16 protein-coding genes are annotated in these 19411 nt (G+C 45.9%); 6 read left to right on the top strand and 10 right to left on the bottom strand.

Annotation, left to right across the window (positions count from 1 at the left end):
- Nucleotides 1-41: 41 nt before the first annotated feature.
- Nucleotides 42-6470, bottom strand: a complete 6429-nt coding sequence (locus tag DOM22_RS07310) for an Ig-like domain-containing protein (protein WP_142699738.1) — start codon at nt 6468-6470, stop codon at nt 42-44.
- 366 nt (nt 6471-6836) lie between these two features.
- On the opposite strand from DOM22_RS07310, the gene DOM22_RS07305 reads away from it, so the two are divergent.
- Nucleotides 6837-7583: a murein L,D-transpeptidase family protein gene (locus tag DOM22_RS07305; RefSeq protein WP_142699737.1), complete on the top strand. Its 747-nt coding sequence runs from the start codon at nt 6837-6839 to the stop codon at nt 7581-7583.
- Here DOM22_RS07305 and DOM22_RS07300 read toward each other — a convergent pair.
- Nucleotides 7576-8055, bottom strand: a complete 480-nt coding sequence (locus DOM22_RS07300; RefSeq protein ID WP_142699736.1) for a hypothetical protein — start codon at nt 8053-8055, stop codon at nt 7576-7578. The genes DOM22_RS07305 and DOM22_RS07300 overlap by 8 nt on opposite strands.
- A 72-nt stretch (nt 8056-8127) precedes the next feature.
- Here DOM22_RS07300 and DOM22_RS07295 point away from each other — a divergent pair, with 72 nt between their 5' ends.
- Nucleotides 8128-8595, top strand: a complete 468-nt coding sequence (locus DOM22_RS07295; protein ID WP_142699735.1) for a hypothetical protein — start codon at nt 8128-8130, stop codon at nt 8593-8595.
- Here the strand turns inward: DOM22_RS07295 and DOM22_RS07290 are convergent.
- The 4 genes from DOM22_RS07290 to msrA form a co-directional block, all read right to left on the bottom strand.
- Nucleotides 8590-9180 carry a YaeQ family protein gene (locus DOM22_RS07290; RefSeq protein ID WP_246845883.1) on the bottom strand — a complete coding sequence of 197 codons (591 nt, stop codon included), beginning with the start codon at nt 9178-9180 and terminating at the stop codon, nt 8590-8592. The two genes, DOM22_RS07295 and DOM22_RS07290, sit on opposite strands and share 6 nt — an antisense overlap.
- Nucleotides 9181-9192: 12 nt before the next feature.
- On the bottom strand, nt 9193-9597 hold the full coding sequence (locus tag DOM22_RS07285; RefSeq protein ID WP_142699734.1) for a hypothetical protein: 405 nt from the start codon (nt 9595-9597) through the stop codon (nt 9193-9195).
- A 222-nt stretch (nt 9598-9819) separates the two neighbouring features.
- Nucleotides 9820-10113 carry a hypothetical protein gene (locus tag DOM22_RS07280; RefSeq protein ID WP_142699733.1) on the bottom strand — a complete coding sequence of 98 codons (294 nt, stop codon included), beginning with the start codon at nt 10111-10113 and terminating at the stop codon, nt 9820-9822.
- Between the two features lie 77 nt (nt 10114-10190).
- Nucleotides 10191-10790, bottom strand: coding sequence for a peptide-methionine (S)-S-oxide reductase MsrA (gene msrA / locus DOM22_RS07275; protein ID WP_142699732.1), 600 nt, complete (start codon nt 10788-10790; stop codon nt 10191-10193).
- A 112-nt stretch (nt 10791-10902) separates the two neighbouring features.
- Here msrA and DOM22_RS07270 point away from each other — a divergent pair, with 112 nt between their 5' ends.
- The gene (locus tag DOM22_RS07270; RefSeq protein ID WP_142699731.1) at nt 10903-11475 is read left to right on the top strand and encodes a hypothetical protein; all 573 of its coding nucleotides are present in this window, start codon (nt 10903-10905) and stop codon (nt 11473-11475) included.
- A 47-nt stretch (nt 11476-11522) separates the two neighbouring features.
- Here the strand turns inward: DOM22_RS07270 and DOM22_RS07265 are convergent, their stop codons facing one another.
- Nucleotides 11523-12839: a beta-sandwich domain-containing protein gene (locus DOM22_RS07265; RefSeq protein WP_142699730.1), complete on the bottom strand. Its 1317-nt coding sequence runs from the start codon at nt 12837-12839 to the stop codon at nt 11523-11525.
- Nucleotides 12840-13248: 409 nt separating this feature from the next.
- Here DOM22_RS07265 and rnk point away from each other — a divergent pair, with 409 nt between their 5' ends.
- A complete protein-coding gene (gene rnk, locus DOM22_RS07260; protein ID WP_142699729.1) occupies nt 13249-13626 on the top strand; it encodes a nucleoside diphosphate kinase regulator in 378 nt (125 codons plus the stop codon).
- 71 nt (nt 13627-13697) lie between these two features.
- On the opposite strand, the gene DOM22_RS07255 is transcribed toward rnk, so the two are convergent.
- Together DOM22_RS07255 and DOM22_RS07250 are read right to left on the bottom strand one after the other, a co-directional pair.
- Entirely contained in the window at nt 13698-14378 is a 681-nt protein-coding gene (locus DOM22_RS07255; RefSeq protein ID WP_142699728.1) for a hypothetical protein, read from the bottom strand.
- Nucleotides 14379-14691: 313 nt separating this feature from the next.
- Nucleotides 14692-15348, bottom strand: coding sequence for an isochorismatase family protein (locus tag DOM22_RS07250; RefSeq protein ID WP_142699727.1), 657 nt, complete (start codon nt 15346-15348; stop codon nt 14692-14694).
- 235 nt (nt 15349-15583) lie between these two features.
- Between DOM22_RS07250 and DOM22_RS07245 the strand changes: the two genes are divergently transcribed.
- Both DOM22_RS07245 and DOM22_RS07240 read left to right on the top strand, forming a co-directional pair.
- Nucleotides 15584-16369 carry a phosphatase domain-containing protein gene (locus DOM22_RS07245; protein WP_142699726.1) on the top strand — a complete coding sequence of 262 codons (786 nt, stop codon included), beginning with the start codon at nt 15584-15586 and terminating at the stop codon, nt 16367-16369.
- 11 nt (nt 16370-16380) lie between these two features.
- Entirely contained in the window at nt 16381-17649 is a 1269-nt protein-coding gene (locus DOM22_RS07240; RefSeq protein WP_142699725.1) for a DEAD/DEAH box helicase, read from the top strand.
- A gap of 58 nt (nt 17650-17707) precedes the next feature.
- Here DOM22_RS07240 and DOM22_RS07235 read toward each other — a convergent pair whose 3' ends face one another.
- Nucleotides 17708-19330 (bottom strand): methyl-accepting chemotaxis protein, encoded by a 1623-nt coding sequence (locus DOM22_RS07235; protein ID WP_142699724.1) that lies wholly within the window; start codon nt 19328-19330, stop codon nt 17708-17710.
- Between the last annotated feature and the right edge of the window lie 81 nt (nt 19331-19411).

Raw genomic sequence — 19411 nt, 5'->3', positions numbered from 1 at the left:
AGTACTGTTTCAGTCTAAAAAATTACTCTTCGGAAAGTGACCTAAGGGCTTACGACTTCAGCCACACCCTGAAGGCCATTTTGTTTATAGACGAAGAGCAAGCTATTGCGGTTGCTATCGTAAGTGATAGGACCATCACAGGTGAAAGTCGAATTTGGCAGAGCTAACAATGTCTCGGCTCCCGAATTGTTCAAGTCATATTTATAAAGCGAACCGCTTGAACAGATATAGACATGATTTACAGATAAGTTCGAAGTGCGGTTGATCGCAAATTTAGAGAATGCACGAGGAGCCGTAAACAGCGTACTCATGTTGCCGGAAGCATCCAAGGCAAAGCTAGCAATGCGGTAGCCATTTGTATCAGCGACCAACCAGCTGTTCGTAGCAACGTCAAATGCGCCTTGATAGCTTTCGTCTTTCGCAAGGCCCGTTACAGCACATCCGCCATTCACCAGGGAACCATCCGCACAAATCGTCGTTCCAATGGACGTGCTTCCATCATATGCGGCACGACTAATTGTTTTCGCAACAGTATCGACGATACTTAGGCGCGAGTCCACCAGGGAGTTCAGAGTTCCGTTATAAGAGAATGTCGATACCAGAAGTTTGTTCCCGCTTAAAGCCACGGGGCCTGGTCCGTAAACGCCATTCGTATTGAGGTCTTCCCAATTGCCCGTGGCCCGCGAAATCTTCGCGATCGTCGCAGCGGTTCTTGGCATATAAATATCACCGTTCGCGCCTAACACGAATCGCGTCGGAGCGGCATCATATACATTCGTCAACGGATTCGTAGCAGCCGTCGATCCATTGGTCGGCATTTTTGAATACTGCTGGCCCGCCAGAGTCGTTAAAGATCCACCTGGTGTGAACTCGCGAATGCGGACGTCGTCAAAGTCATACATCGTAATATAGTTCGTTCCAGACGACGTCCAACCCTTCACATCGGTCAGATTTGCAAAACGACTGACCAGGGCATTTTTTCCATCATCAGATCCCAGACGGTCCCCCACTAGAGTTCTGACCTTACCTTCATAGTCAATAGTACGAACCGCATTGGATTTACCATCGATATAGAATAGCTGTCCCTGGCTGTTAAAGGCGATAGAGGCCGCTACGATCCCACAATTTTCCTGAGCGGTTCCATCAGCGCAAGTTCCGAAATTGGCACTGCCATAGATACGCGTCCAGGTCATGGAAACAGGCTCAAACTTAAAAATACCCTGAGCATTGGTTGAATTGGAGTAACCGGTATATAAGTTACCGCTCTTATCATTATAGAAGTCTACATACTCGCGGTAACCCGTTGAAGAGTTCACGCGGGATGGTGCCGGTAACTGTGCCACACCCGTCGTTGGATCCACTTGCGCGTAGGCTTTTGTTTCCGAAGTGGACCCCAAAGGACAAGATGAAGATGCATTGCCCGAAGACATGGACCAACCCATTCTTTCCGCAATACCAGAAGAATCGAAACTCACAAAGTAGTTACTGAAAGTACAAAGGGCATTATTCTGAGTGGAAGAGCTGCTATTACCCGTACCGGACAGAGTGATCAGACTGATCGCTCCTGTGGCTGCCGTGTACTTGCGCACCTTCAAGCCATTTTCACCCGTGAAATAGATATCACCATTTGAGGCTACGGTGAGATGCTTCATCACGCTCGCTTTATAATTGGTAGCCACGGCCACGTAAGAACTTGTGTCAGTGCCTCCCCCGATAAAGCGAGAGATCGTCATTGGACTGACTTTAGTGTTTATCTTTCTGATGTAGTTACTATCTGCGACCAGCACATCATTATTACTGTCAACCCAGATACCATTGAGTGCTTTGAACTTGGCACTTGTTAAGACTCCACCGTCACCAGAAGCTGACGATGCCGTTGTCGCCAGAATCTCATATACACCCGTTGCTGGATTTACCCACGCAAGACCGCGTGTATCGATCACAAAGATGCGACCATCATCAAGAACTGCCAGAGAGTAAGTTCCCGTTGGCTTGATAATGGCTGATTTCGCACTGGAATTAAGGCCCAAGTCGGTATTACCCGCTAAGAAATTAATCTTACCCGAGTTCAGGGGATTACTTGCGATCGTTGTAAAGAAGCCTTGGGAATCTGTCGCCTGAATTTTTAAGCGGAAGTATGTGCCCACTGGAGCTGTGAACACAGCACAACCTGTGTAACCTGCAGTGACGTTACAACCGCCGTTGCCAGCATTTGCCAACCCTGAAGAAAGCACTCCACCCTCTGTGGCGTCATCAGTGGTATAAGTCACTTTGATAGGATTCGTTGCGAGACCTGTAGTGCTTGTAATATTCCATTTCAAATAAATAGCCTGCCCTGCACCCACAATCAGATCTGATCCTGCTGGGGGCGAATTCGGTGTATCCGTTGAAGTTAATTGAATTGCACTGATGCCAGGAGGGTTTGGCGAGTTATAAACCACACTGCCCTTATCAACACCCGCCGTAGCCGCATTTGTCGAAATATTACCTACAGCATCCATCAACCAAATGTAGATATTAAACGTTCCTGACACCAACCCCACGTTATAGTAAATCGAAGACGTCACCAGGTTTTTTGCCGCCGTCAAACCATAGGAGTTCACAGGAATCCAACAGTTGCTTGCAGCTGTCGGTGCGGTCGCGGTCATCTGCATGCAGATTTTAGCGATATTACTGTAACTGTCCGTCCCGTTAAAGCCGATCAAAACGTTGTTGTTCGTCGTTGAAGGCGCACCACCATTCACGGTGAAGCTTGAAAGAGTTGGCGCACTGCTATCAATGGCAAACGATCCCGATGTCGTTGTTTTTGCGTTGCCAGCGGCGTCCGTCAACGAAACACGAATCTTAGCAGAACCGGTATTTACAACTGGAACCGTGATCCCCGTCAACGAGTAGCTGACAGCGCTATTTGCACCTGCCGTCGCCGTTTTAGTGCCAACGTTGGTCCACGTCGTGCCATCATAAAGCTCGACCGTGAATGAAGAGCTCGCGGCAACGTTGGCTTCGGTGTTAGTCCAAGTTGCAGAGATCACTCCACCACCTTTAACAACACTTGGAGTTGTGACTGTGATCGTTGGAGCTGTTGCATCTTTGATGACTGTCCGATTCGAAGAGGCACCGCTATTTCCTGCGGCATCGACTTGGACTGCCGAAATCGTATAAGTACCATCTGGCAAAGAAGACATATTGGCAACAATCGTATAAGCACCACTTGAGCACAGAACCGGAACGACGCTCACCCCGGTCAAAGTAACCGAAAGACCTTCTTCAGAACAAGCACCGCTGAACGTAACCGCAGAAACATTTCCAACTGGAATCACATAGCCATTACTAGCCGGCGTCGTGATCGTCAGTGTGGGAGCAACTGTATCCACCACAAATGTGTAGGAAATCGGAGTGCCATCATTTCCAGCCGTATCCGATGCATAAAGATAAACAGTATGACTGCCTTCAGCCAGAGAGTTATAAGAACCACCCGACATACAAGTCGAATAAGCTCCACCATCAATTTTACACTTATAGCCTGCAATTGCACCACCGCCCGTGTCCATGCCTGTGAAACTGAATGTCGCCGTTGACGAGTTGGAGTTCGCAGCGGGTTTCGCCGTGATCGTCACAGTCGGTGCCGTTAAATCGATTGTCCAGGAATATGAAATCGAAGACGAATAGTTTCCAGCATCGTCAATGGCCACCACTTCAAAATTGTGTGCGCCAGCTGTCAAAGAAGAATAAGATACCCCTGACACACACGACACCGCAGTCCCACCGTCAATTTTACATTCATATCCAGAGATAGAGCCGGCATCGGACGCGCTGAACGTAAACGATGCCGTCGTTTGATTCGTCAGACTGTTTGGCTTCGTCAACAGAGTCAGTACCGGTGACGTTAAGTCCACAGACCACGTATAGCTTGCCACTGTCGATGTGTTGCCTGCCGTGTCCATGACTTTCACTTGAAAAGTATGTGAGCCTTCTGCTAACGATGTTAGATTTTTAGGGCTCGCACATTCTGTAAAGCCACCACCATCGATATCGCAGTAGTACTTCTCAATAGCTCCGCCACCCGTATCGGCACCGGTGAATTTAAACTGTGCTGTCGCAGAGTTTGTACTCAGAGCCGGATGATCGGTAATAGTTAAAGTAGGATTCGTCGTATCAATAACCCAAGTATAGGATGTATCATCGCTGTCATTGCCAAGATTATCCACGGAATGAACCGTAAAAGTATGAGTCCCCTGCACCAATCCATTATAAGTGTGTGGAGAAGTACAAGCACCGAAGGCACCGCCATCTAATTTACACTGATAACTTGCGATCGAACCACCTGATGGCGGAGTCGCGAAGAACGCGAACGTCGCTGAAGTTTGATTCGTAATACTGTCCGGTGATGAGGTAATGGATGCCATCGGAGTGACAGTATTAATCACCCATGTATATGTCGTGACGGCACTCAAATTCCCCGCAGTGTCTGTGGCACGAACTTTAAACGTATGGCTGCCATCAGCCAATGCGGAATATGACTTACCTGTTGTACAAGCCGCAAATCCCCCGGCATCAAGTTCACACTCGTAACCCGAAATACTCGCACCACCCGAGTCCGTACCGACAAAACCAAAAGCCGCAGTCGTGGCATTCGTTGTTGCAGAAGGTTTCGATGTAATCGTCACTATTGGTGGAGTCGTATCGATCGTCCACGAGTGAGTCAGAATGTTTGAGACATTTCCGGCCACGTCATAGGCACGCGCTTTAAAGGTGTGGCTGCCTGCTACTAAAACATAGTTAACCACCGCTGTACAACTTGCATAGCCGCCGGAATCCAAGCTGCATTGATAGCCGCCCATACCAGAACCACCTGTGTCCACTCCCGTCAGAGTGAAAACTGAAGACAAAGAATTTGTAATTGCTGGTGGTCCTGCCAACGTCAACGTCGGAGCCGTTAAATCGATATGCCAAGTTTTAGAATCCGGAGTGGAGATATTCCCCGCCGTATCGACAGCTCTGACATTAAATGTGTGATCGCCTTCTGCTAAGCCCGCCAGGGACAGAGGACTTGAACACGAAGTCCAGGCATCCGCATCAATTTTACACTCAAAGCGATCGATAGTTCCACTGCCATCATTGCCGGTGAAGGCAAATACTTGAGAACTGGATTTGCTTTGCGCCAACGGTTGAGTTGAGATCGTCACCGTCGGTGTCACCGTGTCCAGAACAACAGCAAGTGTTGTTGGAACGGATGAAATCAATCCCGAAGCATCTTTTGCCCAAAGATAAAGGGTTTTCGCTCCTTCACCCGCAGATAGCGTAACATTCAAACTTTGCGTGCCATTTTGGGTACACACAATTGGAAAGTTCGTAGCTTCACTTGGCATCGCTGAACTTTCAGTCATTACCAAGGAACTAAAAGTATCACAGTTCGCAAGTGCAGCCCCGGTCTGAATACCAATCACCAGATTGCGCGTATTCACCGGCTGGCCACCTGCGATCGACGGAGATGTCACCGTAAAGCTCGGTGGCTGCGGAGGAACATTGTTTGTGATCTCGACGGGAACCGTAAAGACCTTGTTTGGCTTCGTCGTATTTACGTGACCGGAGCCATCATCCTGCCCCACGTAAAGCGTCAGGGTATGGTTGCCTTGAGAGTTCCCACCTGGTGCAAAAGAAAAGGACTTCCCCGCCCCCAGGGATGAAGCGTTCTTTTTCCACTCATAAATCGTGGTATAGCTTGGTGACCAATGCGATGAATCCGCCTCGAATTGGTAAGTGACGCGTTCTTGTACTAAGGACGGTACATTGACATAAGTCACTTCAGGAGATGCATCCAACAAAGCCTCTGGACCCACGCCAAAAATCTGTGTGAACTTATCGGTGGCTTCGGTATTCGCCACTAAGATTTCATAAGACTTTTGCATGCTGTCTGGCGAACCCAAGATTAACATCAAAGATTGCAAATCGGCGCCATTATCCTGAAGGGCCGCTGCCAGTTTCGCTTTATAATCGGTGTTGACCATAAAGCCCAACAACGACGATGACATATTGACGTTTTGCTCGGAGTAACCCGTGATCGGTCTAAAGAAAACACCGGCGGAACATCCGTTGACTTCAATAAGCATCGGATTTGTTTTCAATGCCTCAGTTTCAAAACCCGCACTTTGCAAATTAATAGTATAAGCACCGGTTTCGTCGACCCCCGTGGAAGCCGCAGCGGGTTTAATTCTCTCCCCATTAGCATCCAACTTATAGAGATTCACAACAGGCGTCGTACAGGTCGTTAAACTTTGTGCAGAGGCTTGGCTAGAGTTTGCAGAATAATTTGCGATGTAACCTGTGATGTTGCTGGTATTGATCTTATTAAAGTCATCAATCAACGCATCCATGGAACAAGCAGTAAGAAATAGGGAAACCGCCACGATCCATTTTTGTGATCGTGCGCGCAGTAGCGATGGTTTTCCAGTACGTACGTGCGTTCCCATGCCTTTCCTATCGGCCCTGGGCGTGAATTTCGAGATGGAAGTTGAGCAATTATTGAATCCAAAATGTGGAATTTTCCTCGGGCTTTCAGTGCCGTCTCGAAAAGATATTAAGAGATCGAAAAGGCACTACCTTGATCTTGCCATTCCTGTATTCGCATACATTCGTCGCAATAAGCTTTTTAATTGGTTATGGAAGTTCATGATTTTCTTTTGGAGTATGAACAACCATTTGCGGTTTGTTCGGAGTATTCACGAGCACAGTGACTCCAAATATTTACTCGGAACAAATCCCGAGCAATTGTTCGCATTGATTTGCGCTCGCCAATCCGAATGTGAGTCTATACAATAAATTCAGGTGGGAGCTCCATGAAATTCAATTTAAAAGTCTCAATAATGAATGTCTTAAAGGGACTTTTCTATGGCTGTGCTTTACTCACCGTCGCTTACATCACTTTGGAATTGCCGCTCTTCAATAGCATCAAACTCCAACTACTCGGTAAATCCACTGTCCAAAAACGTGTCAAAGAATACGGTCCCAAAGTGAGTGCGAGCCTGAAACCTTTATTTCTTGCAAAACGCGTGGCCTACCCACCCAAAGATATCACTCTGCTTTATATTAAAGCGCAAAAAACTTTATCCATATTTTCAACTGATCAAGATGGAAATTCAAAATTCATTAAAAGCTATCCGGTGTATGCTGCCAGCGGAAAATCCGGGCCAAAACTTCAGGAAGGCGATAACCAAGTTCCTGAAGGTATATATGGAATTGAAAGCCTCAACCCTAACAGCGCCTATCATCTGGCATTGAGAATTAACTACCCGACTGATTTCGACAAACAGATGGCCAAAGAAGATGGCCGAAAAAATCTTGGTTCTGACATTATGATCCATGGGAAAAGTGTTTCAATTGGATGTATCGCAATAGGTGATGAAGCTATCGAAGAACTTTTCGTTCTGGCAGCACAAAGTAACTATAAAAACTGGAAAGTGATTTTGTCGCCCGTGGACTTCAGGAAAGTCGCAACGGCGCCGGAACCCAAAATTTTTAAACCCTGGGTTCCAAAGCTTTACGAAAACATTTCGGCAAACTCAAAAAATCTGCCGCTCAATTAATGTGTTTAATATCTTTGAGGACCACACTCGCGGCTCCTCGGTATTTGCGACAAGCTGACGAGGCGTCTGTGATTCTATAAGTGATCTTAAGATCCCACGTATCCTGGCGTGACCAGGACACACGATCATAGCGGCAGGTCGTGCCATCGATATAAACTGAAGCGTTTTCGGCAAATTCCAAACCACTTGCGGTTGTGGTAAATACACGACAGGTGGTAAGCTCGCACAGCTTCGTATAGTTTTTTTCGACATAAAAAACTTTGGGTTCGACTTCGTCGGTAACTACACTGTTTTTTTCGTCCAATTGGAAAGAACCCGCCGCCACAGCCTTGCAATCGTTCTGATCCAGAACCAAGACATGATATTTTCCGGCAACCGCGCGAAACGTGGAATAGGATCCCGTAAAGCCAACGCAAGCTTCTGCGCCTCCACCGATGAAAAGCAATGCCGCTAACACAAAGATATTTCGCATGACTCCCCCGTTTCTAAACAGAATAAGTGTAGCCAGCGAATTTCCCCTGTGTCAGGCTTAAAAAGAGGACTTATGATGCGAAATATAATTTTCACCTTCGGACTTGTGACTTCCACCACTGCATTTGCTGGCAATTGCCCTGATTTGACAGGCCTTTATCAAATGGCTGAAGGAGCTGTGGTTCAATTTCACAGTGACGAGTGCACTCGCTTGATTCGCTGGAATGGTTTTACAACCAAAAAGGGCGAGATCGTGATCTCTCCGGAAAAACAAGTCTTCCAATTTGATGGGTCTCCCGTTTGCACGAAAGAACGCTGCCAAACAGCGAAAGCCACGGCGGACCGTGTGATCTTTAGTTTAAATTATGAAGGATACGTAAAAATCAAAGAGCACGGCCTGTGTGCACAGAAGCAGTTTACTTTGTCATTGAATGCAGACGACGAACTGCAAACGACCTACGATGTGTATGATTGTGACGATGGTTTTAACGGGAGCGCTGTGAAAACTTTCCCGCGCGTACAATATCCCGACAATCTATAAGATCGCGGGCTTTACTTCACCGGTCAGCGTTTCCTCACTGATGGTTAAATCCAACGTTCCCTGTTGAACCAATAACGTCCAACGATTGTTCTTTTCAATTTTTTCGGCGGCCGCTTCCAAAAACTTTGGTTCAAAGGCAAACATTTGAAGCTCTTGGGCGCGATGAACTTCGCCGCCACGAACTTCCGTCAAAAGAACTTCGGGATTTTTATAAGTATATACCTTTACAAGCTTTGCAACCTTCGAAGCCTTGTGCAGTTTTCGCGCTGAAGGATTCCCGATTTCAATCCACAGGTCCACCGAGTTTTGCAATCCCAGTTTACGTAAGGCCGGAGCCTCAGGATCGGCCAAGCCCCCCGGCGTAAACTCCAAGCGCTCTTCATAGGACAAGCAGTACGCCAAAACCCGGCTTAACATGTAGGGATAGGTTTCAGAAGGATGCTGAGCTACGCGGAAATCCAAGGACTCGTACACACCACGATCAATATCGGAAAGTTCAATTTGAAAGCGATAGAGCATACGCCCGCCTTTGCCACGTAAATAGAAAAAGCCGGCTAAAACCGGCTTTCCTAAAAACACTAACATATAAGTTTCAAATTAGCGAGAAGTAGCAAAGCCCAGGGTATGATTGGTACGAACTTCGATACGCACAGTCCCGGCACCCTGCTCAACCGCTTCAGAAATCACGCGCAACTCCTGCTCGCAGGCTTCCTGACTTTCCACGGAACCCGTCAATTGCTGAGATAAAGCGTTTCCTTTTAGAAAAACCATCATCGTCACTTTTCCAAAACCTTGGTGGCATTTGATGCTCAGACTCTGCGAGTTCACGGGATCTAAATTCAAAACCACTCCGCCACTGATTTTAGAATAAGCCTTCAGTTCAACTTGTCCTGCGTTCACGGGAACTTCTAAAACACCTTCAACACCGGATTGTGTGGCAGCGTTTGCAAGAGCTGAAAAAGTGATCATTCCTGCGATTAAAACTTTACCCATCAATTTCATTTAAGACTCCAGATTAGATTGTTCGCAGAGGTCATGTGCACGGGCCATACCAAGCGAGAGCCAAATTAAATGCGACTGAAGAATAAGGAGACATTTTTTTGCAGCGAAAAAAAGGGCATCGTCAATTGCTTGGGCAATAACGAAGCGGCTGCTTAACGAATGTGAAGTGATTAAAGCCATAGCAATGTCCCAAAACTCCCCTGAAAAATGGGGAATTTTGCATTAGAAAATGTCTGCGGGACAACGAGCTTTGCGCAGTTCATTTTCCACGTCCGCGGGAGAGCCCATCAAGCGGTGGAATTTATCTGACACCACTTTACCGCAGGAATTATAAACCACGCGGTTTAAAACATAGGTGATATTTCCACTGGAACTTTCGCCAGTGACGATGCCCGAACAGACGACTTTCTGACGAGAACCGCAGGATTTTGCCTCGGCAAAGGGGGCCTGAAAAAGAGCGACAAGAATTAAAAAAGATGCGATGTGACGTTGCTTAACTAGTGCTGAAATATTCATGGCATTCACCTTCCAATGAAGAAAGATAGCAATTGCTGTGCCGAAGATTTTCAAAACACTTTGCACCGGACGCGGCGTTAAAAATCCACCTTACGCACGAAGTGACAAGTATAACCCTCGGGATTTTTCTGTAGATAGTCTTGGTGTTCTTCTTCTGCTTTCCAAAATTCCCCGGCCTTTTCCAGAACCGTGGTGACAGGTTTACCCCAGGCTTTGGATTTACCGACTCGAGCGATCACTTTGTGAGCCGTTTCTTTTTGCTGATCAGAAGTATAAAAAATCGCGCTGCGATACTGGGTGCCGATGTCATTGCCTTGACGATTTAAAGTTGTGGGATCGTGGATTTTAAAAAAATAAAGGAGCAGATTTTCATAGCTCAACTGTTGCGGATTGAATTCGACTTTCACGGTCTCTGCATGGTTGGACGTGCCCGTATGTACGATATTGTAATTCGCATTCGGAATCTTGCCACCCATGTATCCCACTTCTATGTGAGTCACACCAGGCAGTTTACGCAGCAACTCTTCCATCCCCCAAAAGCACCCGCCCGCCAGATAGGAAACTTCGGTTGGAGCATTTGTCTTTGGCTTTGCTTTCTCTGACGTTTTTGCGAAAGCGCCAAATGTTAGGAACGTTATAAGGGTCCAGAATGTTAGAGCTGATTTCGTGGTTTTCATAACTTCAGTATAGCAGCACTGGCTCAAACTAGTCCAAAACATCTCTTTTTTTAAAAAGGCCTGGGTATCCCCCTGGGTTTTTGTGTAAACTAACATGGTTCATGGAGGACTAATGAAGCTATCTACACTGAAGTGGATCGTAGTACTGGGCACCTGTATTGGAGCAAATTCAGCTCTCGCCGCACGATTTACTCTGGCTCAAGGTACGGGTTATCGCATCGAGCCTGTCTATGGTATTGAAACGGTTTACCGCGATTATCCTACCGCCCATTTACAAACAAGATCCATGTATGGCCTTCGCCTCAGCCTGGGTGTGGATTTGCTTTCATTAGAAACTGAATACTCCAAAGCCTCTGATACTGAGGACTACTCGACAGCTCCTGAAAAAGTAAAAACCGATGATGAGCGTTTAAAGCTCGGGGTTTCCTCTACCTACCGTGTGGAATGGTTTCATATGACGGGTCGTGCCGGGGCGCAAGCGACGCAAACGATTCGTGAATCCACTTCGGGTGGCGTGATGACAACAGATAAACGCCCGATTCAATACAATCCCTATGCGGGTGCTTCAATCGGGGTTAACTTCGGACCGGTTTCGATTAACTTGAGTTCGACGGTTGTCTTCCGCGACAACGACTGGGATAAAAGTGACGTCCAAAACACCATCTCTGCCGGTGTCGGATTCTAAAAAGCAAAAAAGCCAGTGAGTTTGTTCCCACTGGCTTTTTTTTATTTCTAAAGACCTGGATTCAATCTCAAAAAATTGCTGTGCTCCGAAAGAATCGTCAGATACTTCAACATCACCTCTTGAGGATAGTTGGCCGTATCGTTGTATTTCGTTTGGAACTCAACGATCATTTGATATGTTTGTTCGTTATTCAAATCCTTCACTTCACGCAATAAAGCCTGCTCGGCAACGCCATAAGCGCTCAAGCTCATTTCCTGGTAAGTTCCTTTTAGGAAGCTCTCGGCTTTGCTAGTTACGAAAAGTTTGTGGTTTTTATAACCTTCTGAATCGGCTGCGCGGAAAGACAGATTTTTCGCCGTCAGCTCTTTGCGATAGTGAGTAGGAATCAACTTACCGATTTTTGAGATCATGGACTCGTAAAGTTTTCTCGCACGACTATCCGGTTTGTTGGCTTCCTGACGTTTTTGGAAATCCAAAGCAATTTTGATCAAAGACTCACTCGTCACAGGACGACAGATTTGATCACTTTGCAAAGATAGCATAAATACTTCAAACGTTTCGTCTGCCATCAATTTGTACCCTTGCTCCAAAGCGCTTTCCGCACGACTGGAGTTATGGCGCTCAGCAAAGAAATTCAAAAGCGTCAAAGTATAATCAGTCGACGCGAAAGTCGTTTTATCAGCCTTCAATGTGACGATAAAATCCGCAACGAATTTGTTATACTCTTTCGTCGCATATTTTTCCTGCCAAGAACCCTGCGCACTGCCTTCCGCACGAGAAGCCCAAAGCTGTACGATATCCAGTTTATCCTTCAACACAGCATCGAATTTCTTATTACAAGAGTTTCCATTGTCGTTACCTGGAGGAATAGGACTGTTACCAGTCTCACGCAAAGCCAACTTCGGTGCTTCTTGGGTGGAGATCGCGTTGAAATCCAGTACCGCACTTCCGCCCATGGCTTCTGCTTGAATCTCGATAGCTGAAATCAAAGAAGCGGAATTCAGATTTTCTGAAGACAACTCTTTGTCATTGTCGCTGATAGTAACACCATTAAAAGCCTTTACGATGATCCGTTCACTCTTATCGGTGATCAGATTCACGCTGATGATTTTTACTTTGCCGGATTTTGGTTTCGCTTTAATGACAGTCAGTGGGAGGGGTTTTGCTAAATCCAGGGTGTAAAGATCTCCCCCATTTTTACGGGAGATATCGTTGATACGTACAGCTCCTTCGAATTTGTTCTGTGTCGCCAACACAGAGACTTTTTCGAATGAATTAAAGATTGATGTTTCTGCTTTTGCCAGCACGGGAACTTGCAGTAGCAGCGCGGAAGTTAATACTCGCTTCGCCAGATGACGATCCATGATAGTTTCCTTTCAGTTTATGAATGATTCTTTTTTCTCTCGACTTACGTCTGAGTGATGATTTGAATCTCTAAAAGAGAAAATCTCGAATGAAGATTGATTTGCATGCTTAAAATCAAAGGCTGCTATGTCAGCTCTCAAGAATATGCTTCAAATCAACGCACTTACGCAGCTTCATTACTTGAAAGCAAAACTCAGTAGCACTAATCCGTAATTTATGATACCCTGCCGGAATCATGATATTTACGATAGTCCGCAGCCATTCTATTACCAAAATGCTGCCACCTCCGTGTGGTTTGGTTTTGAAGTTTATTTCTTAAGCCGCAGAGTCTGCTCTGTGGCTGCTATCGCTATCTAGTCGCATTAAATAACTGAAAATTAAATACACCCTTACTAAAGGAGACCATTTATGGAGAAACTTCCATCATTAGTCATTTCACGCGAAGACTACGAAAAAATATCCGCTATTCTATCATTTGCAAAAATTGAGGTGGCAGAACTTCTGGAAGAAGAGTTAGGTCGTGCCCAACTCGTTTCCGCTGAACAACTTGAAAACGATGTCGTGGCCATGAATTCCACAGTGACCTTTACGGATTTGGATTCCGGGAAAGAACAGGCCCTGACATTAAGCTATCCCAACGAAGCCAACATGGAAATGGGCAAAGTTTCTATCCTGGCCCCCGTAGGTGCTGCCCTGATCGGACTTCGTGTAGGACAAACTATCGACTGGCCGTTAGCGGACGGTAAAGTTAAACGCATTCGCGTAGTTTCTGTCGCCCGAGCTTAAATAAAAGATGGGCATCCTCCGCAGAGGATGCCCAAGGGACTATGGGTTTGCACGGCTTGTTCTGGGGAGAACTATTTTTTGGAAATCGTGCAAGTGCTTTGGGAGCTTTCAATTGAGGACTTAACTCCATTAGATTCTTGAACATAAGGAGTTTTCAAAAGAGTCGTGATCGTTTTTACGCCATCGACTTCCTGTTCAGTCGTTTCGAAGTCATAAACGGGAACTTCGACGCCATTCACTAGTTTATAAACAATTTTCTTAACGCCATCTTTTGATCTTGAGATCTGGTCGTAGGAATTTTCAGAGAGCTGGGGTTCACTCCCGGAAGCGCTAGATACCTTCAAAGTACCAACTTCCTTAACATCACCATTTTCCAATGTCGTCACGGTTTTTGATTCGTCGGATTGAAAAGTACTGTCTTGAGAAGAACTCAACTCGTACTCACCGTTTTTGTTCTGCATATAGACTTTGAATACTTTCGTACCTTTGTCGGAAATCTTCTCGACGACGCCTTCTTTTGAAGCGGAGCGGACAGAGTCGATGATTGTTTCATATTTCATCTTCACCGCAGGAGTTTCTTTGCTTTCGGGAATGGAAATAACTTCCACATTTTCACAGTGAACGTTTTCACCGTTCAAAGATTCAGCCTGGGCAACGGCCTCACTGTTTTTATCTTCACTTTTACTAGAGCTACAAGCAGCGAGTGCGAAAGAGATTGCTGCGATCACTGATAAAGACTTTACTGAATTCATAATTACCACCTTTTCCAAATTTAGTTTTCGAATTTGTTTTACCAAACTCGCTTTGGTGGTCGGGTTATAACGCCGTTTTTTTTTGGGTGGGGATTTTTTCGTGAGGCTTTAAATTTATTTTTAAAACGCGGCGTGAATTGTCGTTTTCCCTCTGTACAGGCGCCAGATTCGAGTACAGATGCTGCTTTGCAAATTCCACAAACTACAATGACAACTCTGGCGCAAATAATTCCGCGAAAATTCGTGAATACGAAAAGAAAGTTGTCCGACTCTGTGACTTCAATCACTGTGCTGGACAACTTTTTATTTTAAATTACATCATTTCAGACTGACTGGAATAGGAATCTGGCGCGGGTTGAAAGCGTGAGTTTGCATGAGTGGCGCGATGTTCGCGAATAAGAGCTGAAAATACCTCGCGGCCTTTGGTTGCCATAGGCGACTTCCAGTCACGAAACCATTCGGCCATCATGGCGATGGACGTATTAGGAATTGCGCCGGCCTGAATCAGTCGTTCAATGGCCATTTCATGTTCTTCTTTGGATTGACCAGCTACTGCATCAGCGATGAAAGTCACTTCATAATCGTCTTTCAAAGCTTCAATTGCGGGATAAACCAGACAGATCTCCGTCCAAAGAGCGCAGAAAACCAGTCTTTTACGTCCTGTCGCCTTCACTGCCTTTAAGAAAGCCTCATCCTCCCAGGCATTCATACTGGAGCGATCGATCTCTTGCAACTCGGGGAGTTCTGCACGCAAAGTTCTGATAGTCGGTTGATTGACACCCATCTTTACTCCCACTGTGCTTAGAACAACCGGAATATCAAACGCCACGGCAGCCTTTGTAAGAGCACAGACATTGGTTTCAACCATGTGCGGATCGCTGGAACCTATTCCTTTAAACATCTCGGGTTGATAATCAATCAATATAAGGGCGCACTCGCTGGCATCCCAGGTAGCTCGGTTTCTGCTCATAAGTTCTCCTTGTAGAAAATATTCTTTTCTGGAGGACGGATTCGGAGAAGTGATTTGCGTTGGATTTGTTATAACTCAGGTGCTCAATCCATGCCCGTCAGAGACCGTGGCATCTATGTTGCTATTTGCCTAAGGAACTCACTGACACTAAACATATGAGGACTGAATTAGGCCTTGATGGTCATTTTACACCCTTGTCTACGTTTTAGACGCCGAACCTCTCTAGGAGCGAATTATGAAAAACCTTTGGGCCTTGATCCTGGTATTGCTGTTAACGGCAACGGCTGAAGCCAAAATTTTGGTCATTTCCGATATCGATGACACCTTAAAGGTTTCCCACATTCTTTCTAAAGCCGGTTCTGCCACTTCCGCTTTTGACGACGACAGTAAATTCGTCGGAATGGCTGAGATCTTTCAGGATCTGAAATCTTCTCACGGGGATATTGAATTCCATTATGTTAGCTTAGCCCCTAGGTTTTTAATGGGCGAGCAGCACGAAGATTTCCTCGAAGAAAATCACTTCCCTATTACCAAACTGCATATGAATAAGGGAATCAAGCAAGACCCCGAATTGAAACAAAAAGTCATTCGTCAGCTATTAGCAGATAAAAATCCGGAGTTGGTTTTATTCTTTGGCGACAACGGTCAATTCGACACCATCGTGTACGATCAGATGGGAAAAGAATTCAGCCACATTCCTGCACTTAGTTATATTCGTGAGGCCTACTCCAGTCGCGGTGAATCCAAATATCCAACATTGCCAGGACAAATCGGCTTTGTGACGAGTGTTGAAGTCGTGATCGACCTGATTTCGCGCAATATTTTGCCAAAAAGTTCTTATTTGCCGATTCAAGACATTGTCTATAAGAGATTGATGAAGGATGATGGCGACGAAACTTTTGGTAAGATGGTTTTTCCTGGCTGGCAAGACTGTCGCGACTTCAAGTGGATCTGGGACGTCAAAAATCCAACTGAAAAACTTCGTGTGATCAAATATATCATCCAACAACGCTGTCAATAAGGACAAACACCATGGCGAAATTTTCTGATTACGGGCTCTTAGGTTCATTGGTTAAGACTTTAAAATCGAATCAAATTACGAATCCCACGGAAATTCAAAATAACGCGATTCCCACTTTGATGGGTGGGCAATCGGTGGTGGGCGTTGCCGAAACCGGCAGCGGTAAAACCTTGGCTTACGCCCTCCCCTTGCTTCACGCATTGAAATCCCTTGAAGACGCAGGTCAAGAAGTGACAGAAAACTCCCGTCCACGCGCCGTAGTGATGGTCCCGACCCGTGAACTGGGTGAGCAGGTTTCCAAAGTTTTTAAAACTTTGACCCATGATACTCGTCTGCGAGTTCGTCCTGCATTGGGTGGTATGGCGATGGAGCAAGCACGTCGTAATACTTCTGGTCCTTTTGAGATCTTGCTCGCAACTCCGGGCCGTCTGATTCAGATGATGAACCTTAAGTACATCGATTTGACAGATGTGCGCATGCTGGTTTTTGACGAAGCCGATCAGATGCTTGATCAAGGATTCATTTCTGATTCAAATAATATCTATTACGCCTGCCCGACAGAAGTTCAACTGGCACTGTTTTCAGCAACTGTCTCCCCGGCAGTTCAAGAACTGATTAACGGAATGTTTGCGAAAGCAGAGCTTTACCGCAGTGCGGGCGCTGGAAAAACTGTCAAAACTTTGGTGACGCAAAATCGCATTGTTAAAGACGGCCGCCGTTGGCCGCTATTAGAAAAGATTTTGAAAGAACCTGCTGATGGCGGAACTATTCTGTTCGCGAACACTCGTGAGCAATGCGATAAGCTGGCCCAGGAGCTTTCCGATAACGGTTATGCCGCCGTGATTTATCGCGGGGAAATGGAAAAGGCCGAGCGCCGTTCGAATCTTAAAAAATTCACTGAAGGCAAAGTGAAGCTGTTAGTGGCAACAGATCTAGCCGGTCGTGGTTTGGATATTCCAAATGTAGATCGCGTGATCAACTACCATCTACCCAAGCAAAAAGAAAACTATCTGCACCGCGCAGGCCGTACCGCCCGGGCCGGTCGCAAAGGTGTGGTAATTAACTTTGTCACAGAACGTGACGAACGCTTTATCGCAGATCTTGAAGGCAGAAAACTTCCGGAAGACCGGGACAAAACCAAATTCAATTCCCGTGCGAAACCGCCGGTGAAAGCTTCTGGGAAAAATACGGGTGGCAACAAACTCAGCAAACCAGGCAGTCGACCTGGAAAACCTATGACCAAACCAGCACCAAAACCAAAATCTCGCACTAGGAAGTAATAAAAAAACCCCGGTGACTTTCAATGACCGGGGTTTTATTCAATGTGCTTTTTGAATGTTAGAAACTTGACGCTTTACCTAGGGTACCGCGTCCGCTTTCTTCATTTTCATCCATAGGCAGAAATTCTGCCGAAGCCTGGGCTTTGGACTTTGATGGGCCTCGCTTCACACTGTGGATTTTTTTAACCACTGCTGCCGCCGCAGGAGCAGCAACCGGCAACGCACGCTCACCTGAAATCAAGAAGCTTAAATCTTCCATCATTTTTTGCATTTGTGTTGATTGAGCGGAAATTTCCTCTGCCGTCGATGCGATTTCTTCAGAAGAAGCCGCATTCGACTGAGAACTTGAATCCAATTGATTCATGGCTTTGGAAATCTGCTGAATACCTGTCGATTGCTCGCCGGAACCAGAAGAAATTTCGGCAGAAAGATCAGAAACCTTTTTAACTGACGTCACGATATCGGCCATCACGGTACCAGATTTATCTGCAACTTGAGTTCCGCGTTCAATTTTATCCACAGAATCTTTGATCAAAACTGTGATATCTTTCGCCGCTTCCGCAGATCTTTGTGCCAGAGTACGAACTGCCTCTGCCACAACCGCAAAGCCCTTACCTTGTTCACCTGCACGCGCAGCTTCAACTGCCGCATTCAATGCCAACAGATTTGTTTGGAATGCGATATCGTCAATAACGTTAATAATTTCTTCGATCTTACGGGATGACGCCGAGATATCAGACATCGAGCTTACCAGAACTTGAATTTCTGATTGGCCACGTTCTGCCGATTCGCGAGAAACTGTAGAAAGACCCGCAGCTTGTTTCGCGTTATCAGCATTCAAGTTCACCATGGAAGTCATTTCTTCAAGGCTTGCCACGGTTTCTTCTAAGCTTGCTGCTGCTTCAGTTGAAGATTGAGACAAAGATTGTCCCGCTGCTGACAGCTGTTCAATAGCCGCAGTCACTTGGGCTCCTGCTTCGCTGATTTTGTTAGAAATATTTCCAACAGAACTTGCAAGTCTATGCGCAATAAACATCAACACGAACAATAAAAGTCCGCAAGATGAGGCACCCACAATACCAGTCCACATGCGAGCATCCGCGCGTTCCTGCTTTTGCTGAGTATTAAACTTGGCGCTATTTTCTGAGTAAAAATCTGTGATTTTATCAAAAGACTTTCTAGCGATTGCACCTATGGTTTGCCATTCGCCTCCACGCATTTGCATCATGACGCGTTCATTGCCTTCTTTTGTACCAAGTTTGAGGTCTTTGATAACCTGCTCCGTGATCGAAAAGTATTTTTCGCTTTTCTCTTTAAATGGTGCATAGAGTTCCATTTCACCAGGAGAAAAGGGAGCCGCTTCATATCTTTTTAGGCCTTCGCGGAATTCTTTTAAGTGGCCTTCCAAATTCTGAATATTTGTATTTCTGAACTCAGTGTCTGCCAAATCGACCCCAAGGACCATCCAGATTCGGTAACCCATGCTCGCGCGAGCTTCCATTGCGATACTAAGGGCATCCATATTGGGAATCGTGTTTTCATATGCAGAATCCAATCTCTTACCCAGGTCATCAGTCACTGAGAAACCGATCCAAGTCATAATACCTACCGCCAACACCGGTAGCATTGTTGAAAACAAGAGGCGTCCACGTATGCCTTTAAACCAAACTGAAATATTCATCTGCATCTCCATCAAAATTTCTTGAATAGTAAGATATCGTGATTCCTTTGCAGATACTTAAGCACAATTTAACAGTATGAA

The sequence above is a fragment of the Bdellovibrio sp. ZAP7 genome, from assembly GCF_006874645.1.
In the GTDB taxonomy this organism is placed as follows: Bacteria; Bdellovibrionota; Bdellovibrionia; order Bdellovibrionales; family Bdellovibrionaceae; genus Bdellovibrio.
This window is presented reverse-complemented; position numbering and strand designations above follow the sequence as displayed.

Excerpts from the sequence above, each read along its gene's own strand:
- DOM22_RS07310 (WP_142699738.1), bottom strand. The coding sequence starts at position 6,470 with ATGGGAACGCACGTACGTACTGGAAAACCATCGCTACTGCGCGCACGA.
- DOM22_RS07305 (WP_142699737.1), top strand. The coding sequence starts at position 6,837 with ATGAAATTCAATTTAAAAGTCTCAATAATGAATGTCTTAAAGGGACTT.
- DOM22_RS07300 (WP_142699736.1), bottom strand. The coding sequence starts at position 8,055 with ATGCGAAATATCTTTGTGTTAGCGGCATTGCTTTTCATCGGTGGAGGC.
- DOM22_RS07295 (WP_142699735.1), top strand. The coding sequence starts at position 8,128 with ATGATGCGAAATATAATTTTCACCTTCGGACTTGTGACTTCCACCACT.
- DOM22_RS07290 (WP_246845883.1), bottom strand. The coding sequence starts at position 9,180 with ATGTTAGTGTTTTTAGGAAAGCCGGTTTTAGCCGGCTTTTTCTATTTA.
- DOM22_RS07285 (WP_142699734.1), bottom strand. The coding sequence starts at position 9,597 with ATGAAATTGATGGGTAAAGTTTTAATCGCAGGAATGATCACTTTTTCA.
- DOM22_RS07280 (WP_142699733.1), bottom strand. The coding sequence starts at position 10,113 with ATGAATATTTCAGCACTAGTTAAGCAACGTCACATCGCATCTTTTTTA.
- msrA (WP_142699732.1), bottom strand. The coding sequence starts at position 10,790 with ATGAAAACCACGAAATCAGCTCTAACATTCTGGACCCTTATAACGTTC.
- DOM22_RS07270 (WP_142699731.1), top strand. The coding sequence starts at position 10,903 with ATGAAGCTATCTACACTGAAGTGGATCGTAGTACTGGGCACCTGTATT.
- DOM22_RS07265 (WP_142699730.1), bottom strand. The coding sequence starts at position 12,839 with ATGGATCGTCATCTGGCGAAGCGAGTATTAACTTCCGCGCTGCTACTG.
- rnk (WP_142699729.1), top strand. The coding sequence starts at position 13,249 with ATGGAGAAACTTCCATCATTAGTCATTTCACGCGAAGACTACGAAAAA.
- DOM22_RS07255 (WP_142699728.1), bottom strand. The coding sequence starts at position 14,378 with ATGAATTCAGTAAAGTCTTTATCAGTGATCGCAGCAATCTCTTTCGCA.
- DOM22_RS07250 (WP_142699727.1), bottom strand. The coding sequence starts at position 15,348 with ATGAGCAGAAACCGAGCTACCTGGGATGCCAGCGAGTGCGCCCTTATA.
- DOM22_RS07245 (WP_142699726.1), top strand. The coding sequence starts at position 15,584 with ATGAAAAACCTTTGGGCCTTGATCCTGGTATTGCTGTTAACGGCAACG.
- DOM22_RS07240 (WP_142699725.1), top strand. The coding sequence starts at position 16,381 with ATGGCGAAATTTTCTGATTACGGGCTCTTAGGTTCATTGGTTAAGACT.
- DOM22_RS07235 (WP_142699724.1), bottom strand. The coding sequence starts at position 19,330 with ATGAATATTTCAGTTTGGTTTAAAGGCATACGTGGACGCCTCTTGTTT.